We start from the raw sequence: 20,465 nt of genomic DNA on the forward strand, positions 1-20,465 counted from the left end.
GGAGCGTCGCGGTGAGCACCGTACGCGCCTCCGTCAGGTGGATCCGGGCCGACCTCAGGGCCCGCAGGGTCCAGGCGCTGCTGACGGTGCTGGCCGTGGCCGGGATCGTCACCGCGCTGATCACCTCCGCGACCCTGCTGGAGGACGGCACCAACCCGTGGCGCGGGCTGTTCGCCGAGTCCAGGGGCGCGCACGTGTGGATACACACCAAGGACGCCCCCGACCGGACCGCGCTGTCGAGACTCCCGGGCGTGGTCCAGGTCGCCGGACCCTACCGGTCGGCCCCGGTCACCCTCACGCTGGACGGGAAGAAGTCACCGGTCGCGCTGAGGGAGATGTCCGCGACGCCGCCGCGGGTCGCCGTCCCCCTGATCCGCGAGGGGCGCCCGCTGCGCCCCGGCGACACCGACGGCGTGGTCGTCGAGCGCTCCTTCGCCAGGGCGCTCAGCCTGCGGGTGGGCGGCACCTTCCCGGTGACCGCGCTCAACGGCGCCACCCACCCGCTCGTCGTGGTCGGCCTGGCCGACACCGCCGACCAGGGTTTCTACCCCGAGTGGACGCCCGGCCTGGCCTGGACGCTCGCGCCCGTCCTGGCCAGGGTCGAGCCCGCGCTGGGCCGCAGCGAGTCGGTCACCGGGCTGCGCCTGTCCGACGGCGAGGCCACGCTGCCCGCCGTCCACGGCGCCGTCACCCTCCTGGAGGGGCAGATCCAGCGGATGTCCACCTGGCGCGAGGTCCGCGCCTCGATGGAGCTGGACAACCGGCTGCTCGGCCTGCTGCTCGCGCTGTTCGGGATCACCGGGCTGGTCGCCGCCGCGCTCGCCATCGCCAACGCGGTGGGCGGCCGGGTGCTGAGCCAGACGCGCGACATCGCCACCCTCAAGTCCCTCGGCTACACCCGGGGCCAGGTCTTCGGCGTGCTCATGGCCGAGCACGGGGCGCTCGGGCTGCTCGGCATCGTCATCGGGCTGGTCTGCGGCCAGGTCGCCGCCTCGTTCGTCCTGGACGGGGTTCCGATCCTGCCGCTCTCCCCGGTCCCGCTGCTCGCCATCGCCGGCGGCACCGCCGCCGTGGTCCTGGTGGCGGTGGCCCTGCCCGCCTGGCGGGGCGGCCGCACCCCGCCCGTTCCCGCGGCCCCCGCGGCGCCGCCCAGGGGGCACCTGTCGCGGCTGGCGCGCCTGGCGCTGCTCGTACGGCTGCCTCCGGCCCTGGTCCTGGGCACCCGCGACGCCTTCACCCGGCGCGCGCCGGCGTTCCTGAGCATCTTCGGCGTCGCGGTCCCGATGATGATGATCACCATCGGGCTCGGCTGCTGGGCCACCCTGGACGACTTCCTGCGCCACCCCGAGCGGGTCGGCCAGGCGGCGGCGCTCACCGTGCGCCCGGACAAGCTCCCGGCCGACGACGCCCTGCGGATCGCGAGGGCCGATCCGGGGGTGCTCACCGTCTACCCCGGCACCGAGGTGCCCGCGCTGGAGCCCGAGCAGACCAGGAGCGTGCTGGCCCGCGCCGCCGGAACCTCCGCCGAGCCGTACCCCTTCTCGGTCGTCGAGGGGCGGATGTACGCCGCCAGGGGCGAGGCCGTCGCCGGGCAGGGGCTGCTCGACCTGCTGGACGTGAAGATCGGGGACCGGGTCCGGCTCACCGTCGGCGGCACCCCGCTGATCGTGCACCTCGTGGGCCGGGTGGTGGAGCCCGACCAGGACGGCGAGGTGCTCTCCTTCGGCATCGACAGCCTCGCGGCCAAGGACGCGGTGCCGCCGCAGTTCTACAGCCTGGTGCTCAGGCCGGGGGCCGACCCGGCGGAGGTCAGGGCGCGGCTGCTGATCGCCTCGGGCGAGGCCCTGGAGGTGCAGCGGGTGGTCAACCCGGCGGAACGGCTCGCGATCATCCGCGTGGTGATCGTGGCGCTGATCGTCGTGCTCGCCCTGCTCGGCCTGGCCAACCTCCTGACGGCGAGCGCGCTGGGCCTGCGGGACCACGCCTTCGACCTGGCGGTGCTCAAGGCCATGGGTCTCACGCCCCGGCAGGTGGCCGCCACCCTGGTCACCGGGACCGGTCTGCTGATCGTGCTGGGCGTGGTCGCGGGCGCCGCGGCCGGTGCCTCGCTGGCCGGCGGGCTGATCGACCTGCAGGGGCACACCAGCGGCGTCGGGGCGGGGATCGGCCGTACGCCCTCGGCCCTGACGCTCGCCGTCGCGATGCTCGTCGCGGTCGGGACCGCCCTGCTGGTGACGCTGATCCCGGCCGGGCGCGCGGCCCGCGCCCAGGTCCCGGTCACCGCGCGATAGCCCCGGGACGGTGGCCGTCCCGGGGCGCTCCCTCTCAGGAGGGGCTCAGCCCTCGACGCCGGGGATGTCGGCGTTCTTGAGCGAGAACCAGTAGAAGCCGTGGCCGGGCAGGGTCAGCAGGTACGGCAGGGTGCCCACGGGGGGGAACCGCACCCCGCCCCTGGCCTCGACCGGGATCATGCCCGCGAAGCGGCGCAGGTCGAGCTCGACCGGCTGCGGGTACTTCGACAGGTTGTTGACGCACAGCATCAGGTCGTCGCCGTCCTCGCGGACGAAGCTGAGCACCGCCTGGTTGCTGGACCACAGCTCGTTGTAGACACCGGTGCCGAAGACCTGGTGGTCACGGCGGATGGCCAGCATGTTCCTGGTGAAGTGCAGCAGCGACGCGGGGTTCTTCTGCTGCGCCTCCACGTTGATCGCCTGGTAGCCGTGGATCGGGTCCATGACGACGGGCAGGTACAGGCGCCCGGGGTCGGCCTTGGAGAAGCCCGCGTTGCGGTCGGGGCTCCACTGCATCGGGGTGCGGACCGCGTCGCGGTCCTCCAGCCAGATGTTGTCGCCCATGCCGATCTCGTCGCCGTAGTACATGACCGGGGAGCCGGGCAGCGACAGCAGCAGCGCGGTGAACAGCTCGATCTGGTCGCGGTCGTTCTCCAGCAGCGGGGCGAGACGGCGCCGGATGCCGAGGTAGGCCCGCATGCGCGGGTCCTTGGCGTACTCGGCGTGCATGTAGTCGCGCTCCTCCTCGGTGACCGTCTCGAGCGTCAGCTCGTCGTGGTTCCGCAGGAAGATGCCCCACTGGCCGCTGTCGGGAAGCTTCGGCGTCCGCGACATGATCTCGGAGATCGGCTCGCGGCTGCCCTGCCGCACCCCCATGAAGATGCGCGGCATGAGCGGGAAGTGGAAGGCCATGTGGCACTCGTCGCCGCCGACCGAGGGGTCGCCGAAGTACTCGACCACGTCCTCGGGCCAGCCGTTGGCCTCGGCGAGCAGCACCCGGTCCGGGTAGAGGCGGTCGACCTCGGCGCGGACCTTCTTCAGGTACGCGTGGGTCTCCGGCAGGCCGGAGCAGTCGGTGCCCTCGCGCTCGAAGAGGTAGGGCACCGCGTCGAGCCTGAAGCCGTCGATGCCCAGGTCCAGCCAGAACCGCAGGACCTCCAGCATGGCCTCCTGGACCGCCGGGTTCTCGTAGTTCAGGTCGGGCTGGTGGTGGAAGAAGCGGTGCCAGTAGTACTGCTTGCGGACCGGGTCGTAGGTCCAGTTGGACTCCTCGGCGCCGACGAAGATGATCGGCGCGTCGGGGTACCCGGCCGGGTCGTCGGACCAGACGTAGAAGTCGCCGTACGGACCCTCGGGGTCGTGCCGGGACGCCTGGAACCAGGGGTGTCTGTCGCTGGTGTGGTTCATCACCAGGTCGGTGATGATGCGCAGGCCCCGCTTGTGCGCCGACTCGATCAGCTCCACGAAGTCTCCGAGGTCGCCGAAGTCCGGCAGGATCTTCATGTAGTCGGAGATGTCGTATCCGCCGTCACGCAGGGGAGACTCGTACAGCGGGAGCAGCCACAGGCAGTCGACGCCGAGCCACTCGACGTAGTCCAGCTTCTCGATGAGGCCGCGCAGGTCGCCGGTGCCGTCGCCGTTGGAGTCCTTGAACCCGCGGACCAGGACCTCGTAGAAGACCGCACGCTTGTACCACTGGGGGTCCGCCGAGACGAAGTCCTCGGCCACGGACTCTTGGGAAGGGGAGGGGAGGGGGGATGGGGTCATCGTGTTCTCGCTCACGGTGATGGAGGGCAGGACGAAGTCACCGGATGCTCCGGCTGATGATGTTTGGTGACCGCGCCGGCGGGAGCCGTCATCCCCACGAGCTCCATGCTCTCGGGCGGACCGAATTTGTGATTCTGTGCCGTCCCTTGTGGCGCTTTCTGGGCCGAACACTACCAGCCGTCCGACGCCGTGGAACCCCCCTTGGCGTGGGACGTCGCCACCGCCCCACGGAATCGCCGCGCGCATCGCGTCGAGGCCGCGTAATCGTGGCGTCGCTCACCGTTTTCACAGGCGAAACATGGGACGCCCCGAAAGAACGGTCTCGTGCTGTGCCCGCAGGTCAGGCCCGTACGCGCGGTGCCCGGAGAGAGTACGGGCCGGCCCCCGGTTCAGGGGTTCCAGACCCGGCCCCCGGAGGCGTCGCGAGGCTCCGCCGGACCACGTCATAGGGGTCCGGCGGGTGGGTCACAGGGGCCGGGCCGAGCCCGGGGCGGGGTGGGTCGGGCCCGGGCAGGGGTGGGTCCGGGGCGGGGTGAGCCGGGCCTGGAGAAGGGGAAAAGGGGGTGGGTCCGGGGCGGGTGGGTCAGGCCCAGGGAGGGGTGAGGTCGGGGAGGTCGTCCCGGTAGTCGCCGAGCCAGGCGCCGAACAGCACCAGGCCGCGTACCCAGAAGCGGTCGTTCCAGCCGTTGAACCGCGCCAGCCCGTCGGGACCCTCGGCGATCACGGCGTGGAGCTGCTCCGACAGCAGCGAGGGCACGGTGCCGGCGACCCGGCTGAGCATCCGGTGCCCGTACTCCCTGGCGGGCGCGGCGGCCGAGCGGAGCGGGACCCGCTGGAGCGGCTGCTTGACCACGTTGGTGGAGGGCAGCGCGGCCACGCGGGGGTTGGCCGCGTACAGGATCTCGCGGTAGAAGCGCCCCTGGTCCTTGCGGTGCACGCCGACCGAGAGCGCCGCGTCGAAGAAGGCGGGGTGGATGAACGGCGCCGCGAACGAGGCCTCGGGGCCGACCAGGTTGACCGGCGAGCGGGCGATGCCCCGCGCGGTCCTGGTGTGCAGGACCGACAGCGGCAGCTCCGCCCGGTGGCCGTTGAGCATGGCGGTCGACTGGGTGAAGGCGTGCCCGACGCTGTCGGTAATCCAGGCCTCGGCCTCCTCCGACAGGAACGGCACGGACGGGGAGCCCAGCGTCAGCGAGCCGAGCAGCGCGGCCTTGCGCTCGGCCTGCGTGGAGGCGTCCAGCGCGGCCCCGCTGACCATGAAGTTCTTCAGCAGCGGCCCCCCGGCCAGCCCGTCGACCAGGGTGCGTCCCGCCCGGTGCACCTCGCGGGCGAACGGGGTGTACCAGGCGTGGTGCGGCGTGAGGAACTCCAGCCGCCGCGCCGCGGCCAGCGCGTCGTCGGGGTAGGCGGCGGCGTCCTGGGGGATCACCCGGTGGCGCACGCCCAGCTCGCGGGTGATCGCCTTGGCGAAGACGATGTCGGTGTCGGTGCCGTCGTCGGGGCTGGTCGTCCACGACTCCACGTCGGCCCCGCGCGCCACCGCCACCGAGCACAGCAGCCGCGAGTCGTAGCCGCCGCTGACCGGCACCAGCAGCGGGCGCCCGTCGAACTCCTTGTAGACCTCGTGCAGGATCTCCAGGATCTCCCCGGCGGTCCGGCCCGCCTCGTAGGGCTCCTCGCGCAGCCACCTGGGCAGCATCCGCTCGACGCCGACCCGGCCCGCCGCCCGGTCGAAGACCAGCGCGCTCGCCCCCGGCAGCCGTCTCACCTGCGTGTACGGGGTGTCGTCGCGCAGCGGGAAGGTCATCTGGATGATCGAGGCCCAGGCGTCCCAGTTGATCTCGTACGGCGTGCGCGCCAGGGAGAGCAGCGGTTCCAGCAGCGAGGAGAAGTAGACAGCCCCGCCGTGGGACAGGTAGTAGACGTCGACGAGGCCGAGACCTCCGGCGTGCAGCGTGATCCGCTCGCCGTCGTCGATCAGGCCGGGCGTCTCGTAGGTCTCCGCCACGGTGATCCACGGGGCCGCCCCGCCGGGTTTGCGCTCCCCCCAGGCGAAGGCCCAGGTGCGCTCGTCCCGCTGGTAGGGAGGCAGCGGGGAGGAGCTGAACAGGGCCGCGTTCCCGGCCTGGACGGCCGGCCTGACCCGCGGCCCGGCCCCGCGCAGCGTCTCCAGGACGGCCTCGTCGAGGTGCCCGATGCCACCGCAGACGTACGGCCTCACATTGAACGTCGGCCACTGCACCGTGCTGACTCCTCTGTGTCGCGATTGACCAAAGGGTATCCTTTCGCCCGGCTCACGAAACGGAGGACGGCGTGGCGGGCGAGCAACTCGAAAGCACACGACAGGCGTTGCGGGAGGCGGTGGCGCACGCGGAGAGGGCTTCCGAGCTGGCCCGCCTGCTTGACGCGGCACAGGCAAAGATCGCCGATGCGGAGCGTGCGGCCGAGGAACTGCGCGGGGTGAAGGAACTCCTGAGCGAGACCGAGGAGCGGCTGGAGGCCGCGAACGCGGCCGAGGAGAAGCTCCGCAAGGACCTGGCGGAGCAGCGCTACCAGGCCGAGGTCGCCAGGTGGAAGCTCTCCTCGGTGCAGGTGGCCCGCTGGTCGCGGCTGGGTGACGCGATCAAGACGGGTAAGAGCAACCCGGTGCGGCTGGCGCGCGGCCTGCGCGGGGCGGCCAAGCCGGCCAAGCGCCCGACCGCTCCCAAGCGCCAGCCGGTGCCGCGCAAGGCGGGGGACAAGGCGCCCGTCCCCGGGGCGTCCTTCCAGGCCACCAGCTCCGTCAGGACCGTCGGCGGCAGGTCGGTGAAGCTCAAGCCGTACCGCGTGCCGACCGGCCCGAACACCCGCCCGCACCTGACCGCGGCCGTGATCGCCGCGCCGCACGGCGAGGCGCTGCTGCGCTACGAGTGGCGCCAGACCACCGGCTTCACGCCGAGGGACTTCGCCCGGGTGCTGGCCGCCGAGGTCCCGCACCTGCTGCTGGTCGAGTCGGTGACCGAGGGGCCGTGGGCCGCGGAGCTGCGCAGTCCCGACCAGGGGCTGCGGTCCCTGCTGGCCTGGTGCGCGGAGCGGGGCATCCGCACCGTCTTCTGGCACACCGAGGGTGAGCCCGGCGAGTTCGTCGCCGCGGCCAGGTTGTTCGAGCACGTGGTGACCGCGCTGCCCAGGTCCGTGGGACCGTGGGGCGCCGCGCTGGCGGCCCAGGAGCCCGAGCAGGGACGCCGGGCGCCCTCGCTGGGAATCCTGCCCTTCGCCGTCCAGCCGCGCGTGCACAACCCGCTGCCGCTGGCCGGGGACCGGTTCGGGCGGGTGCTCTCGCTGGAGGAGCTGCTTCCCGGGCACCTGTCGTACCCGGACGTGCTCACCTCCTACCGCTGGCCCGTCGCGGTCGACTGCCCGCCGGGCACGGAACCCTGGCGGATGGCCGAGCTGGCCGCCTGCGGCACCCCCATCGGCACCGAGCCCGACCCGCGCCGCGCCCACCTGGCGCTCCGCCAGGCGTACGCCTCGGGCACGATGACCGACAAGGTCGACGACCTGCTGGACGCGATCGGCCTGCCCAGCGGCAGGGCCACCCTGAACATCTCGGTGATCATGATCGACCGGGGCGACCTCGACTACGCGCTGGCCCAGGTCGCGCCGCAGAAGGGCGTCGTCCAGCTGGTGCTGCTGTCGGACGCCCCGGACGCCGTCGTCCGGGCCCGCGAGGCGATGCCCGACGGGGTGGACGTCGCGGTGCGCCGCTCCGACACCGAGCTGACCACGGGCGGCCTGCTCAACCGCGCCCTCGACCTGTGCCAGGGCGACCTGGTGGCGGTGATGGACGCCCGCGACCGGTACGGCGAGCACTACCTGTCCGATCTCAGCCGGGCCTTCCTGTTCGCCAACGCCGACATCGTGGGCAAGGCGGCCTACTACGCCCACCTGCGCGACGTCGCGGCGACCGTGCTGCGCCAGCCCTCGGCGGAGTACTCCTACCTGCCCGACGTGGCGGGGGCCACCCTGCTGGCCCGCCGCGCGGTCCTGCGGGGCATCGGCTTCGCCGACGTCTCGGACAACTGGGCCGACGTGCTGATGCGCCAGTGCCGCGCGGACGGGATCAAGGTCTTCTCCGCCGACCGCTTCGGATACGTCTGCCTCCGCGACCGTGACCGCTGGCTGCTCGGCTCGGCCCAGCTCGTCGACTACGGCCCGGCCGACCCGCACGCCCTGATCTGAGCGCGTCCTCGGGTGCGCGTTCTTCGCCGTGACGGCGGCGGACGGCCCGGCCGGCCCGCACGCCCCGGTCCGAGCGCGGGCCGTCCGGGGGTCGTTAGGCTGCCGGGATGACGCCCGGCGCGCTCGGCGAGGTCCTCGGCCTGCCACCGATCCCCAGGGGGACGTGGGCCGGGGAGGCGCTCTACGTCTCCCCGGCCGCGCTGCGCCGGGGCGAGGACCCCGAGGAGACGGCCGGCCGGCTCCGCGCGCTGCCGGGGATCACGGCCGTCCGGGTGCGGCCCGGCGGTTTCCTGGAGATCGTGGTGGCGGTGCCCGGCGAGCTGGTCACGGAGATCGGCGCGGACGCTCCCGCCGTCACGGGCGGGAGCACGGGCGCGGCCGGGGTCATCGGCGCGGGCGGAGTCGCGGGCGGAGTCGCGGGCGGGGTCGCGGGCGGGGTCGCGGGCGCGGCCGGGTCCCCGTGGGAGGACCTGCCCAGGACGTGGGCCAACCCCGGGTTCGTCGTCAGGTACGCGCACGCGCGGGCGGTCGCCGTACAGCGCTGGGCCGCGGAACTCGGCGTCGGCGGGGACTTCAGGCCCGAGCTGCTGGAGGACCGCAGGGACCGGGCGGTGCTCAGGCTGCTGGCCGAGGTGCACGGCAGGCGGGTGAGCCGGGACCCGGGGTGGGCCGCCTACGCCGAGCAGCTGGCCCTGGCCTACCACGACGCGTTCGAGGGGGCCGCCGCGCTTCCCTCGGGGGACGAGGAGCCGTCGGAGCTGCACGCCGCCCGGGTGCGCCTGGCGCGGGCCGTGCGGGACGTGCTGGCCGAGGCGTTGGCGGCACTTGGCGAGACGGCGCCCGACAGATTGTGATAGACCCTCCCAAAGAAGCTTAAAGAGATCAGGGGAGAGGTGAATGGCCGGGCCCCGGGACTGGGAGGCGCGCGAGCCGCGCCGATCCGGGATGGTCCGGCGGGTGCTGCCGACCCTGCTCGCCTTCGCCGTCGTCCTCGGCGGGCTCGCCTATCTGGGCGGAGACCTCAGGGAACTCCTCGGGACCGCCCCGGGCTCGTCCCGCTCGGCCGCGGCGACGCATCGCCTCTACCAGGAGACCCGGCCGGTCGACGGCCGTTGCGGCACGCTTCCCCGGGACCTCGACGCCGACCTCACGACGTCGCTGGAGGCCCTCGGCGGGTGCCTGGACCGGATGTGGGCGGCCACCCTGGCGCGGGCGGGCATCGACTACGAGCCGCCGGAGGAGGTGCGGCTGGTCGACGCCCCCGAGGAGGCCGCGTGCGGGATCGACGACTACGACTGGGCCGGGATCTACTGTCCCGAGCCGCGCGTCGTCAACGTGCTGGTCGAGGGTGAGCGGGCCTTCCCGATGATGTTCACGCTCGCGCACGAGTACGCCCACCACGTCCAGGAGGTCAGCGGGATCGCCGACCGCAGAGGCTCGGAGGCCTTCGACGAGGCGTGGTCGCGGCGGCTCGAACTGCAGGCGGACTGCCTGGCCGCGGTGACGCTGCGCGCCGCCGCGCCGCGCCGGCTGGAGAGCCTGCGCCGTCTCGCCGGGCGCGGTTCCGGCGCCGACGAGGGCGTCGAGGCCGGCTACCGGCAGTCGCACGGCTCGGGGGCCAGCAGCGCCGAGTGGATGCGGCGTGGCCAGGAGGGCGGCACCGTGGGGTCCTGCAACACCTGGGCGGCTCCCGCCGAGTCGGTCTCCTAGGCTCGCCCGGGTCTCCCCGGAGCGGGTTCGCTCCGGTCTCTCCCGAAGATCATGCCGCCGTACGACGTTAAAATATGTCGCCAAAGTGGCACATAACGTAAAAAGTTCGCGTGTTCGAGGTGGATCGCGTCTCGATAGGTGGGCAATCGTCTCAGGGGGATCACCGGGTCCGATAGCCTCGATCGGGTGAGTCGATTCGCCCACCCCGCCGGTGACCGGCATGCAGAAGTGCTGCCCGAGGAGCGCCCTCCGCACGCACCTGCCGATCTGAACACGCTCGACCCCACCATCTGGCCGCGAACGTCGAGCCGCGCCGACGGCTCGATCACGATCGGCGGCGCGGATGTCAGGGACCTCGTCGAGGAGCACGGCACCCCGCTCTACGTGGTGGACGAGGAAGACTTCCGCTCCCGCTGCCGCGACTACGCGAGCGCGTTCTCCGGGGGCGAGGTCCATTACGCGGGCAAGGCGTTCCTGTGCCGCGAGGTCGCCCGCTGGATCATGCAGGAGGGTCTCGGCCTCGACGTCTGCAGCGCCGGCGAGCTCGCCGTCGCGCTCAGCGTCGGGTTCCCGCCCGAGCGGATCACCATGCACGGCAACAACAAGTCGCTCGCCGAGCTGGAGAAGGCCGTCGAGGCCGGGGTCGGGCACATCGTGGCCGACTCCTTCGAGGAGATCGCCCGCCTGGGCTTCCTCGCCGACAAGCACGGCAGGCGTCCCAAGGTGATGATCCGCGTCACCGTGGGCGTCGAGGCCCACACCCACGAGTTCATCGCGACCGCCCACGACGACCAGAAGTTCGGCTTCTCGCTGAGCAGCGGCGCGGCGGCCGAGGCGGCCAGGCGGATTCTCGCCCTGCCCCAGCTGGAGCTCGTCGGCCTGCACTCCCACATCGGCTCCCAGATCACCGACACCGCCGGGTTCGAGGTGGCCGCGGCCCGTCTGGCCACCCTCCTGGTCAAGATCAAGGACGAGCACGACGTCGTGCTGCCCGAGCTGGACCTCGGCGGCGGCTACGGCATCCCCTACGTCGAGGGCGACACCGCGCCCGACGTCAAGGAGATCGCCGACAACCTGCGGGAGATCGTCAGCAAGGTGGCCAGGTCCGCGGGCCTGCCGGTGCCCAAGCTCACCGTCGAGCCGGGCAGGGCCATCGCCGGGCTGGCCGGGGTGACGCTCTACGAGGTCGGCACGATCAAGGACGTCGAGGGCCTGCGCACCTACGTCAGCGTCGACGGCGGCATGAGCGACAACATCCGCACCGCCCTGTACGGGGCCGACTACACCGCGCGCCTGGCCTCCCGCGAGAGCGCCGCGAGGCCGATGCTCTCCCGCCTGGTCGGCAAGCACTGCGAGAGCGGCGACATGGTCGTGCGCGACCTGTGGTTCCCCGCCGACCTGGCCACCGGCGACCTGATCGCCGTCGCGGGCACCGGCGCCTACTGCCGCTCGCTCGCCAACAACTACAACTACCTCCCCAAGCCCGCCGTGGTCGCGGTCAAGGACGGGGTGTCCCGCGTGATCGTCCGCCGGGAGACCGAGGACGACCTCCTGAGAGGACAGCTGTGAAACGACCCGGAGCGGCGGGGAAAGCCCGTAAGGCGGAGAAACCCGTCCACAGTGTGAGCGACAAGGGGGCGTGACCGCATGGCACTGAAAGTCGCACTGCTGGGATGCGGCGTCGTCGGCTCCCAGGTGGTCAGGCTCATGCACGAGCAGGCCGACGACCTCGCCGCCCGCATCGGGGCGCCGCTGGAGCTCGCCGGGGTCGCCGTGCGGCGCCTGGGCCGCAGGCGGGACGCCGACGTGGACCCCGCCCTGCTCACCACGGACGCCGAGGCCCTGGTCACCCGGGACGACATCGACATCGTCGTCGAGGTGATCGGCGGCATCGAGCCCGCCAGATCGCTCATCCTGGCCGCGCTGAACAACGGCAAGTCGGTCGTCACGGCCAACAAGGCGCTGCTCGCCGAGGACGGCGCGACCGTCCACGCCGCGGCGAGGGCCGGCGACGCCGACCTCTACTTCGAGGCGGCCGTCGCGGGCGCCATCCCGCTGATCAGGCCGCTGCGCGAGTCGCTCGCCGGAGATCACGTGCACCGGGTGCTCGGCATCGTCAACGGCACCACCAACTACATCCTCGACCAGATGGACTCCAGCGGGGCCTCGTTCTCCGACGCGCTCGGGGAGGCGCAGGCGCTGGGCTACGCCGAGGCCGACCCCACCGCCGACGTGGAGGGCTTCGACGCCGCGGCCAAGGCCGCGATCCTCGCCGGGATCGCCTTCCACAGCCGGGTGACGGCCGCCGACGTGCACCGCGAGGGCATCACCGAGATCACCGCGACGGACGTGGCCAGCGCCAAGGCCATGGGATACGTCATCAAGCTGCTCGCGATCTGCGCCCGTTCCGACGACGGCAGGTCCTTCGGCGTACGGGTGCATCCGGCCATGATCCCCAGGACGCACCCGCTGGCCGGGGTCCGCGAGGCCTACAACGCGGTGTTCGTCGAGGCGCGCTCCGCCGGGCAGCTCATGTTCTACGGCGCGGGCGCGGGCGGCGCCCCGACCGCGAGCGCCGTGCTGGGCGACATCGTGGCCGTGGCGCGCAACGTGCTGGCGGGCACCCGGGGGCCCGAGGAGTCCACGTACGCCGACCTGGTCGTGCACCCGATGGGTGAGACCGTCACCCGCTACCACGTCTCCCTGGACGTCGCCGACAAGCCCGGCGTGCTCGCCAGGGTCGCCGACATGTTCGCCAAGCAGGACGTCTCCATCCAGACCGTCCGGCAGGAGGGGCACGGCGCGGACGCCCAGCTGGTGCTGGTCACCCACCGGGCCAGCGACGCCGCGCTCTCCGCCACGATCGAGGGCCTGCGCGAGCTGGACATCGTCCGCGACGTGGTGAGCGTCATGCGCGTCGAGGGCGAGGACACCCCCTAGCGCCGCCCGGCCGGGCCGGTCCGCGCCGGTTCGGTGTCGGCCCGTCGGTCTGCTTGGTCTGCTCGGCCCGCGCCGGTTCGACGCGGGCGCGTCCCGCCGTCGCCGGCACTGTCAGGGGACTCGGTCGCGGCCCTCGCGGCGATCGTGCCATGCCGGCTCGGCATCGGGTTCCTGGGCATTTGGTAACAGATTATTTGGTGGCCTCTATCGGCTTATAAGGTGTTTTCATGCTTTATTTGCCGTTCCGCGAAAGAGGGCTCACCGGGAAGGTCTTTCGCCGGGCGGCGGCGTTCGCCACGGCGCTGGCCGTCGTGGCGGCGCTGGGCCCGGCCGCCCACGCGGCGGCCGGGCGACCCGCGAAGAAGGCCAGGACGGTCGTCGCGCTCACCTTCGACGACGGCGACTCCTCCCACCCCGCCGTGGCCCGCATGCTGGAGAAACGCGGCATGCGTGGAACGTTCTACGTCAACACCGAGACCGTCGGCGGCGAGCAGAAATTGACCCGCCGCGGGCTCGCCGGGATCGCCAGGAAGGGTCACGAGATCGGCGGTCACACGCTGACCCACGTGCGTCTCACCGAGCTGACCCGCAGCGAGCAGGAGGGCCAGATCTGCGACGACCGCAGGACGCTGGTGGCGTGGGGGTACCGGCCCGCCACCCTCGCCTACCCGTTCGGCGCGGTCGACTCCGACGCCATGGCGGTGGCGCGGCGGTGTGGTTACGACGCGGCCCGCGGGGTCGGCGGGCTCAAGGAGTGGGGGTGCCCCGGCTGTCCGGCCGGTGAGACTCTGCGCCCGAAGAACCGCTACGACATCCGCACGCCGGGCTCCATCCGCGAGGACACCCTGCTGCGGCACATGAAGCAGCAGGTGCTCAACGCCGAGAAGAACGGTGGCGGGCTGGTCCCGATGGTGTTCCACCGCGTCTGCGACGACTGCGGCCTCTACTCGACGACTCCCGAGCTCATGGGCCAGTTCCTCGACTGGCTGGTGAGCCGCAAGGCCCACGGCACGGTCGTGCGGACCCTGCAGAGCGCCGTCGGCGCCCGATACCGCCCCCTGCCCAGGCAGGAGTGACCGGGCCGCCGAGGACGCCCGGTGTCCGGGGCGTCCTCGGCGGCAGGGCGTGGCGGCAGGGCGTGGCGGCAGGGCGTGGCGGCAGGGCGTGGCGGCAGGGCGTGGCGGCAGGGCGTGGCGGCAGGGCGTGGCGGCAGGGCGTGGCGGCAGGGCGTGGCGGCAGGGCGTCAGGAGCCCTCGGTGAGTCTGCGGAGGCGGCGGGCGGCGCGGGCGAGCAGGGAGCGCTGCTGGGCCTGGCGCAGGGCGACGGCCTCCAGGCGGCGCTGCTCGGCCTTCTCCTTCCACCTGACGGTGTCGCGGCTGCCCTTGGCGGCCTTGGCGCGCAGCTCCTTCAGCTCGGCCTTGAGTGCGGCGACCTGCCGCTGGGCCCGCTCGGCCTCCCGCGCGCGCGACTCGGCCGCGGCCTTCCAGCGCGCGGCCTCCCGGTTGCGGTTCACGGCCCAGTAGGGGTAGGCACGGGCGGCGGGCCGCATCTTCCACGACTCCGCGTCCAGCCAGGTCGCCCCGTGCAGGTCGGCGATCACGTCGTCGAGCCGCTCGCCCTCGCGGAGCACGCGCGTCGCCCTCGCGACGGCGGAGGTCCGCTCCAGGCGGGCGGCCAGCACTCCCGACTCGTCCTCGTCCAGCGCCACGAGCAGCAGGCCCTCGTCGTCCTTCTCCGCCTGCTCGATCAGCCTGGCCAGCGAGTCCGCCCCCGGTACCCACCCGGCCGGGCAGACCAGGCGGAACGGCGCGGGCGCCGAGGTCGAGGGGACCCGCTCGGCGAAGGAGACGCGGCCGTCGTGGGCGTACTGGCCGCGCAGCAGCCGCAGGTCGAGCAGCGGGTCGTCCAGCGGTGCCGGGCGCTCGCCGGCCAGTGACGCCCACGGCCCGGTCAGGGTGACGTGCACGTCGGGCAGGGTGCTGGCCAGCGCCCCGTCGACGCTCGCCCTGACGTCCTCGAAGGAGGCGCCCCCGGCGTCCACCACGACGTCGACGTAGGGGACCAGCCACTGCCGGCCCGCGTCGGTGCGCAGGTGGCGACGGTACGGGATCCGGTCGGCGATGAACGGGTCGTTGTGCCGCCTGACGTCCGCGGGCCTGCGCATGGCCGTCGTCGTGCCCAGATGCCAGCTCAGCGCCTCGGCGTCGGGGACGAACACCGCGCCCGTCTGGGTGAGCCGGTAGCCCAGCTCGGTGTCCTCGCCGAGGGCCAGGGAGGTGTCCAGCCCTCCCGTCTCCCTCAGCAGGGCGGCCGGCAGCGAGACCGTCGCGCCCACGTGGACGCGGTGCAGCAAGGAGCTGGGCGCGTCGCGGAAGTCGCGGTGGGCGGCGACGAGCTCGCCGATCCAGTCGTGCCCGTGCTCGGGATCCTCCTCGAAGAGGAGACCCGCCCTGTCCTTGGCGACGGCGATCTGGACCTCGGCGGGGGAGGGCGGGATGCCGGCCATCGCGGTGAAGCGCAGCGTCCCCATCACCACCAGGTAGCCGGCCAGGTGGTGCCAGCGCATGTGCGCCTCGACGTGCTCACGGTAGGAGACGATGTCGGCGTCCATCCGGTGGATCACCTGGCCGTCCGCGACGGCCGTACCGGTCTCCACGGCCCGGGCGATGCCCCGGCGGCCGGAGGCGTCGCCGACGATCCGGGTGTGTTCCGGGACGATCTCGGGGAGTCGCAGCGGGGGCGAGCTGCCGTCGTCCACGACGATCACCTCTAGGAGGTGGGAGGGGTAGGTCTGGGCGGCGAGCGCGGCCAGCGTGAGGTCGAGCCTGTCCTGCCGTCCCTTGGCGGGGATCACCACGCTCACCGTCAGGCGCGGCTCCCACGTGCCGGGGGCGGGCACGGCCAGCACCCCGTAGTCGTTGCCCGGGATCCGCGGGATGTTCACGTCGCCTCCGGCCGGGACCGGCGGGATGTTCACGTCGCCTCCGGCCGGGACCGGCGGGATGTTCGCGCCGCCTTCGGCCGGGACCGGCGGGATGTTCGCGCCGCCTCCGGCCGGGACCGGCGTCGCGTACGGCGCGTCAGAGGGGATCCGCGACGTGCTCACGGTGCCTCCGGGGGGAGTTCCATGAGCGCGCTGGGCCGGAAACCGCGCCACTGGCGCTTGTTGCGCCGCAGGAACGTGCCGATCGGCTCGCGCCAGGTGTGGTTGGCGACGTTTCCACGCCGCAGGATGTAGCCCAGACCCTGGGTCCGGTAGATCTGCCCGCCCGCGGCCTGCACGGCGTGCTGGAACTGGGCGTCGATCGTGCCGGGCATCGGACGGAAGCCGCCCACGGCCTCGAAGGCGGAGCGTTCGGAGAAGATGGTGCCCCCGGCGATGAAGTTGGTGATCTGCTCGGTGATCTGCTCGCGGTGGACGGTCACCCCGATCGAGGCGAGATAGACGAACTCGGGGACCATGCCCACGACCTGGGCGCCCGAGTAGGAGTGGGCCAGCAGCAGATCGGAGATGAAGTCGGGCCCGTACCAGTCGTCGTCGTCCATCTTCAGCAGGAACGACCCCGACGCCCTGGCCGCGGCCTGGTTCAGCACGGTCCCGAAAACGGTCCCGCCGTCGGCCTCGACCACGGTGACCGGCCGCTCGAAGGACGCCAGGGCCCCGGCCACGCCGGGATGCGTCGCGGGGACGCCGTGCAGGGCGAGGATCACCTCGAACTCGGCGCCGCGCTGCCTGGACAGCTGCTCCAGCGCGAAGCCCACCATGTCCGGGCGGCGGGTGACGAGCAGCACCGAGACCGTCGGCACGGGCGCCGCGGGGGCGCCCAGCTGCTCCCAGCGGGCGCGGACCCCGTGGAGGCGCAGCGCCTCGCGGCGCAGCCGGATGCTGTGCTCCTCGCGCTCCAGGTCGTCCTTGAGCGCGGGCCCGCCGACCGAGGTGATCAGCCTGGCCAGCTCGGGGCCGAGGGCGCCCGCCCAGCGCGGTACGGCCTCGGAGACCAGGGGCACCCCGGCCGCCGCCAGTCCCGTGACGACCCGCAGCGCGGCGGCCGGGCCGGTGTGGCTGCGCCGCCAGTCCACCTGTACCGCTCTGACCTGCCTGATCCGGTTGACGTCCACGTCCGTGACGCGGCCGGAGGCGTCGAAGGAGGTGAGCGTCCTGCCCTCGCAGGTGATCGTCCAGCGGCCGGACTCGGCGGACAGATCGGCCGTGCCGAGGGACGGCACGGTGACGAAGTTCATGGGGTTGACCGAACGGTCGTCGACGGGGGGGATGGTCCAGGGCTCGGACAGGTCGCCCAGGCCGTTCTCCAGGATCCTGCCGCCCCCGGGACGGCCGAGCCTCTCCCAGGTCATCAGCCCGGCGGCCGGGCGGTCGATCGAGGTCTCCGCGCCGGTCCACGGCGGCGGCTCCTCACCGACCGTCCGCACGACCAGGTCGGCGCCCCGGGCGCCGAACCTGTCGGGGACGGGCCCCGTCAGGGGGGCCGGGGCCGCGTTCGGGTCGCCGGGGCGCCAGTGGGCCGCTCCCGGCCCCGCCAGGCCGGCGACGGGCCCGGCGACGGCGTCCATCCGGTGCCCGCCGAACGCCCTCGCGGCCGCGGCGAGCGTCCGACCCGCCGGCACCGGCTTGGAGAAGCTCGCCTCGACCACCCAGGCGTGCTGTTTCGGCTGGTGGACGCGGAGCTCCACGAGAGCGCGCCAGCGGTGGGCGGGGGTGGGGGAGATCACCGGCGCGGTGTACCAGTGCGGCGTCTCCCGCACGGCGACCACGACCCGGGGGGCCATGGGCAGCAGCGACTGCAGGCTCGCGGCCCTGCGGACGTCGGTCGCCGTGCGGGCGAGCACCAGGATCTCCGCGGCGCCCTCCTCGGCGCGCGGGATGCCGTCGAGGTCGCCGTCGAGGTCCATCGCCCCGTACGGCTCCAGCTCGCCGAGCGTCTCGAAGCCCGCGCAGTAGACGAGGACGCGTCGCTTGCCGCTCCGCTCCAGGGCGGCGCGGACCAGCTCGATCAGAAAGGACATCAGCCGGTCCTCCCCCGACGCCTGGCCATGGAAGTGATCCTTCCCAGCGGGCCGCGCCGCCGCTCGGCCGCCAGGCGCGCGGCCTCCGCCCGCAGCCGTTCCGTCTCGGCGCGCAAGCTCTCCACCTCGTCCTTCAGGCCCTCCGCCTCGCGCTTCCAGCGCGCGGAGTCGGCCCGCCACTTCGCGGTGTCCCCGGCGACGGGCTCCGCCTCGTCGGCGGTCGTCACGCCGACCTCCGCGGCGCTCACCCAGAGCGAGCCGAACATCTCGTGGACGACATCGTCGAGGTCGGCTCCGGGGTCGTCGCCGGGATCGCCGTTCACCAGTGCCGCCCTGGCGAAGGCGGCGGTGCGCTCGAACCTGGCCGCCCTGACCCCGGAGGCCCCCTCGTCGAGCGCGGCGCTCAGCAGCCCGTACTCCTCACGCTCGGCGAGTTTGACCAGCTCGGCCAGGCTGTCGGCGCCGAGCGCCCACCCGGCGGGGAAGGTGAGCCTGAACGGCGCGGGAGCGGAGCCCGCGGGCACCTCCTCGGTGAAGGAGACGCGCGGCTCGTGGACGTACAGGTTGCGCACCAGGCGCAGGTCGAGCAGCGGCTCGTCGAGGGAGGGGCGGCGTCCGGGGGGAAGGTCCGACCAGGGCCCGACCACGGTGACGGCGACGTCGACGAGGGTGCCCGCGAGCGCGGAGTCCACACTCGCCCGCACGTCCTCGTAGGAGGCGCCGCGGGCGTCGACGACGACGTGCACGTACGGCACCAGCCAGGCCCTGCGCGGGTGGGTGCGCAGCCAGCGCAGGTCGGGGATGAGGTCGGGCAGCACCGACCAGTTGTGCCGGTGCACCTCCTTCTCCCGGATCATGACCGTGGACGGCCCGAGGTGCCAGGCGCGGGCCCGCGGGTCGGGGACGAAGACCGCGCCCGCCTGCGCGAGGCGAAAGCCGAGATCGGTGTCCTCACCCATGTTCAGCGTGGTGTTCACCCCGCCGACCGAGCGCAGCAGCGCCACGGGGACCGAGGTGGTGGCGCCCGAGTGGAGCCGGTAGGCCCCGGCGCCCGCGTCCCGCAGCCACCGGGTCTCCTCCAGCACCCCGGCCCGCCACTCGTGCGGTGCGGACTCGTTGAACAGCTTCTCCGCGTCCCCGGCCTCCACCGCGGAGAAGACCTCCCCGGCGGAGGGGCCGGTCCCGCCGGGGGTGAAGCGGACGTCGCCCATCACGACGGCGTAGGGGGCGAGATGGTGCCAGCGCATGTGCGCCTCGACGTGATCCCTGTCGAGGATCATGTCGGAGTCGACCCAGTGCAGGATGTCGCCCGCCGCCGCGGCGGCGCCGGTCTGGCGGGCCCAGCCGCGTCCCCACCGGCCGTCGGGCACCCGGACGAGCCTGGTGTTGGCCGGGGTGATCTCGGGGACGCGCAACGGCGGGTCACTGCCGTCGTCGGCGACGACCACCTCCATGAGGTGCGCGGGGTAGGTCTGCGCGGCCAGCCCGGCGAGCGTGCGCTCCAGGGCCTCCTGGCAGTCGTGCGCCGGGATCACCACGCTCACCCTGAGCCGGGGCTCCCATCCGCCCAGGTCGGGCGGGAGAAGCGACCCGTAGTCGTTGTGCCTGATCCTGGCGCGCGGGACAGCGGCGCGGCCGGCCCGGTCTCCCCGATCGGCCCGGTCGTCGCGCGGGCGGGCGGACGGGGCGGCGCCGGAGGTGGCGAAGCCGGTTCCGGTCACGCTCTCTCCTCCGCGGCCCGTTCGGTCCCGGCCTCCTCCGCGGCCAGGCGCGGCAGCAGGTCGTGGACGATCTCTTCGATCTCCTGGCGCCGGGGTACGGAGGCCAGGCGGTCCTCGCCCAGGGAGACCAGGATCGCCTGCAGGTCCTCGTCCCGCTTGCGCTCGTGATCCTTGAGCAGCTCGACGATCTCGTCCAGCCGCCGGTCCAGCCGCTGGGTGGCCGTCTTGACCGTGGCCAGCTCCGCCTCGTAGCGCTTGACCCGGGCGTCGATCCGCTGGGCCTTGCCGTCGACCCTGCGTACGGTCGCGACCGCCAGCACCTGGACGGCGAGTACCGTCGCGATCGCGCCGAGCACGATGGCCGCCGTGACCGAGATGATCCCGGTGCTCGCGAGCAGCGTCAGCGCGATCAGGAACACCGGGCCGAGGATCGCCGCCAGAAGCGTCAGTTTTCGGGGCGTGGGCATCCGCGCTTACCTTCCGTGCCGCTCTGTCTTTACCTGTCCTTGTGGGTGGTAAATGAGGTTATCGGCTTCTCAAGTGCAGATACGTCGATAAATAGGAAATTCGAAGGTTCCTGTGACCTGTGTGACAGCTGTGAGTGTTCGGTGGTGATCCTCGATGTCAAGTGTGATGTGCGGCGAGAAGGGATCTTCTCACCTCGCTATCCTTCGCTCGTGCCCGCGCAGCCGACCGCCCTTCCCCCGCCCCCTCCCGCCACCCCGGTGAGCCTCCCGCGGCCGGTGCCGGGGACGCGCGCCCCCGGGGTCCACGGGGGCCGCGGCGCCCA

The 20,465-nt window shown here is 73.1% G+C and carries 13 protein-coding genes; 7 read left to right on the forward strand and 6 right to left on the reverse strand.

What is annotated here, in order from left to right; genetic code table 11:
* The first annotated feature begins 11 nt into the window (after positions 1 to 11).
* Positions 12 to 2,291: an FtsX-like permease family protein gene (locus tag ACTOQ3_RS32225; RefSeq protein WP_440087217.1), complete on the forward strand. Its 2,280-nt coding sequence runs from the start codon at positions 12 to 14 to the stop codon at positions 2,289 to 2,291.
* A 45-nt stretch (positions 2,292 to 2,336) separates the two neighbouring features.
* On the opposite strand, the gene treS is transcribed toward ACTOQ3_RS32225, so the two are convergent.
* Together treS and ACTOQ3_RS32235 are read right to left on the reverse strand one after the other, a co-directional pair.
* Positions 2,337 to 4,058, reverse strand: a complete 1,722-nt coding sequence (gene treS, locus ACTOQ3_RS32230) for a maltose alpha-D-glucosyltransferase (RefSeq protein ID WP_440087218.1) — start codon at positions 4,056 to 4,058, stop codon at positions 2,337 to 2,339.
* A gap of 583 nt (positions 4,059 to 4,641) precedes the next feature.
* Positions 4,642 to 6,300, reverse strand: coding sequence for an asparagine synthetase B family protein (locus ACTOQ3_RS32235; protein WP_440087219.1), 1,659 nt, complete (start codon positions 6,298 to 6,300; stop codon positions 4,642 to 4,644).
* 71 nt (positions 6,301 to 6,371) lie between these two features.
* Between ACTOQ3_RS32235 and ACTOQ3_RS32240 the strand changes: the two genes are divergently transcribed.
* The 6 genes from ACTOQ3_RS32240 (at position 6,372) to ACTOQ3_RS32265 (ending at position 14,005) form a co-directional block, all read left to right on the forward strand.
* Positions 6,372 to 8,279 carry a hypothetical protein gene (locus tag ACTOQ3_RS32240; protein ID WP_440087220.1) on the forward strand — a complete coding sequence of 636 codons (1,908 nt, stop codon included), beginning with the start codon at positions 6,372 to 6,374 and terminating at the stop codon, positions 8,277 to 8,279.
* 107 nt (positions 8,280 to 8,386) lie between these two features.
* Positions 8,387 to 9,133, forward strand: coding sequence for a DALR anticodon-binding domain-containing protein (locus ACTOQ3_RS32245; protein ID WP_440087222.1), 747 nt, complete (start codon positions 8,387 to 8,389; stop codon positions 9,131 to 9,133).
* A 43-nt stretch (positions 9,134 to 9,176) separates the two neighbouring features.
* Complete coding sequence (locus tag ACTOQ3_RS32250; RefSeq protein WP_440087223.1) at positions 9,177 to 9,989, forward strand: neutral zinc metallopeptidase; 813 nt, start codon at positions 9,177 to 9,179, stop codon at positions 9,987 to 9,989.
* Positions 9,990 to 10,175: 186 nt separating this feature from the next.
* Positions 10,176 to 11,558, forward strand: a complete 1,383-nt coding sequence (gene lysA / locus ACTOQ3_RS32255; RefSeq protein WP_440087224.1) for a diaminopimelate decarboxylase — start codon at positions 10,176 to 10,178, stop codon at positions 11,556 to 11,558.
* A gap of 78 nt (positions 11,559 to 11,636) precedes the next feature.
* A complete protein-coding gene (locus tag ACTOQ3_RS32260) occupies positions 11,637 to 12,929 on the forward strand; it encodes a homoserine dehydrogenase (protein WP_362679840.1) in 1,293 nt (430 codons plus the stop codon).
* Positions 12,930 to 13,156: 227 nt separating this feature from the next.
* Positions 13,157 to 14,005, forward strand: a complete 849-nt coding sequence (locus ACTOQ3_RS32265; RefSeq protein WP_440087225.1) for a polysaccharide deacetylase family protein — start codon at positions 13,157 to 13,159, stop codon at positions 14,003 to 14,005.
* A 167-nt stretch (positions 14,006 to 14,172) separates the two neighbouring features.
* Here the strand turns inward: ACTOQ3_RS32265 and ACTOQ3_RS32270 are convergent, their stop codons facing one another.
* The 4 genes from ACTOQ3_RS32270 to ACTOQ3_RS32285 are packed head-to-tail and all read right to left on the reverse strand — an operon-like array spanning position 14,173 to position 20,142.
* Entirely contained in the window at positions 14,173 to 16,035 is a 1,863-nt protein-coding gene (locus ACTOQ3_RS32270) for a glycosyltransferase (RefSeq protein WP_440087226.1), read from the reverse strand.
* On the reverse strand, positions 16,032 to 17,954 hold the full coding sequence (locus ACTOQ3_RS32275; protein WP_440087227.1) for a glycosyltransferase: 1,923 nt from the start codon (positions 17,952 to 17,954) through the stop codon (positions 16,032 to 16,034). Before ACTOQ3_RS32275 ends, ACTOQ3_RS32270 begins: the two co-directional genes overlap by 4 nt.
* Entirely contained in the window at positions 17,954 to 19,675 is a 1,722-nt protein-coding gene (locus ACTOQ3_RS32280) for a glycosyltransferase (RefSeq protein WP_440087228.1), read from the reverse strand. Before ACTOQ3_RS32280 ends, ACTOQ3_RS32275 begins: the two co-directional genes overlap by 1 nt.
* Positions 19,672 to 20,142 (reverse strand): hypothetical protein, encoded by a 471-nt coding sequence (locus ACTOQ3_RS32285; protein WP_440087229.1) that lies wholly within the window; start codon positions 20,140 to 20,142, stop codon positions 19,672 to 19,674. The genes ACTOQ3_RS32280 and ACTOQ3_RS32285 overlap by 4 nt, the downstream gene beginning before the upstream one ends.
* Between the last annotated feature and the right edge of the window lie 323 nt (positions 20,143 to 20,465).

Origin of the sequence: Streptosporangium sp. LJ11 (assembly GCF_051918945.1) — a bacterium.
GTDB lineage: Bacteria > Actinomycetota > Actinomycetes > Streptosporangiales > Streptosporangiaceae > Streptosporangium.

Coding starts and splice junctions, on each gene's coding strand:
- treS (WP_440087218.1), bottom strand. CDS start 4,058: ATGACCCCATCCCCCCTCCCCTCCCCTTCCCAAGAGTCCGTGGCCGAG.
- ACTOQ3_RS32245 (WP_440087222.1), top strand. CDS start 8,387: ATGACGCCCGGCGCGCTCGGCGAGGTCCTCGGCCTGCCACCGATCCCC.
- ACTOQ3_RS32250 (WP_440087223.1), top strand. CDS start 9,177: ATGGCCGGGCCCCGGGACTGGGAGGCGCGCGAGCCGCGCCGATCCGGG.
- ACTOQ3_RS32260 (WP_362679840.1), top strand. CDS start 11,637: ATGGCACTGAAAGTCGCACTGCTGGGATGCGGCGTCGTCGGCTCCCAG.
- ACTOQ3_RS32265 (WP_440087225.1), top strand. CDS start 13,157: ATGCTTTATTTGCCGTTCCGCGAAAGAGGGCTCACCGGGAAGGTCTTT.
- ACTOQ3_RS32275 (WP_440087227.1), bottom strand. CDS start 17,954: ATGTCCTTTCTGATCGAGCTGGTCCGCGCCGCCCTGGAGCGGAGCGGC.
- ACTOQ3_RS32285 (WP_440087229.1), bottom strand. CDS start 20,142: ATGCCCACGCCCCGAAAACTGACGCTTCTGGCGGCGATCCTCGGCCCG.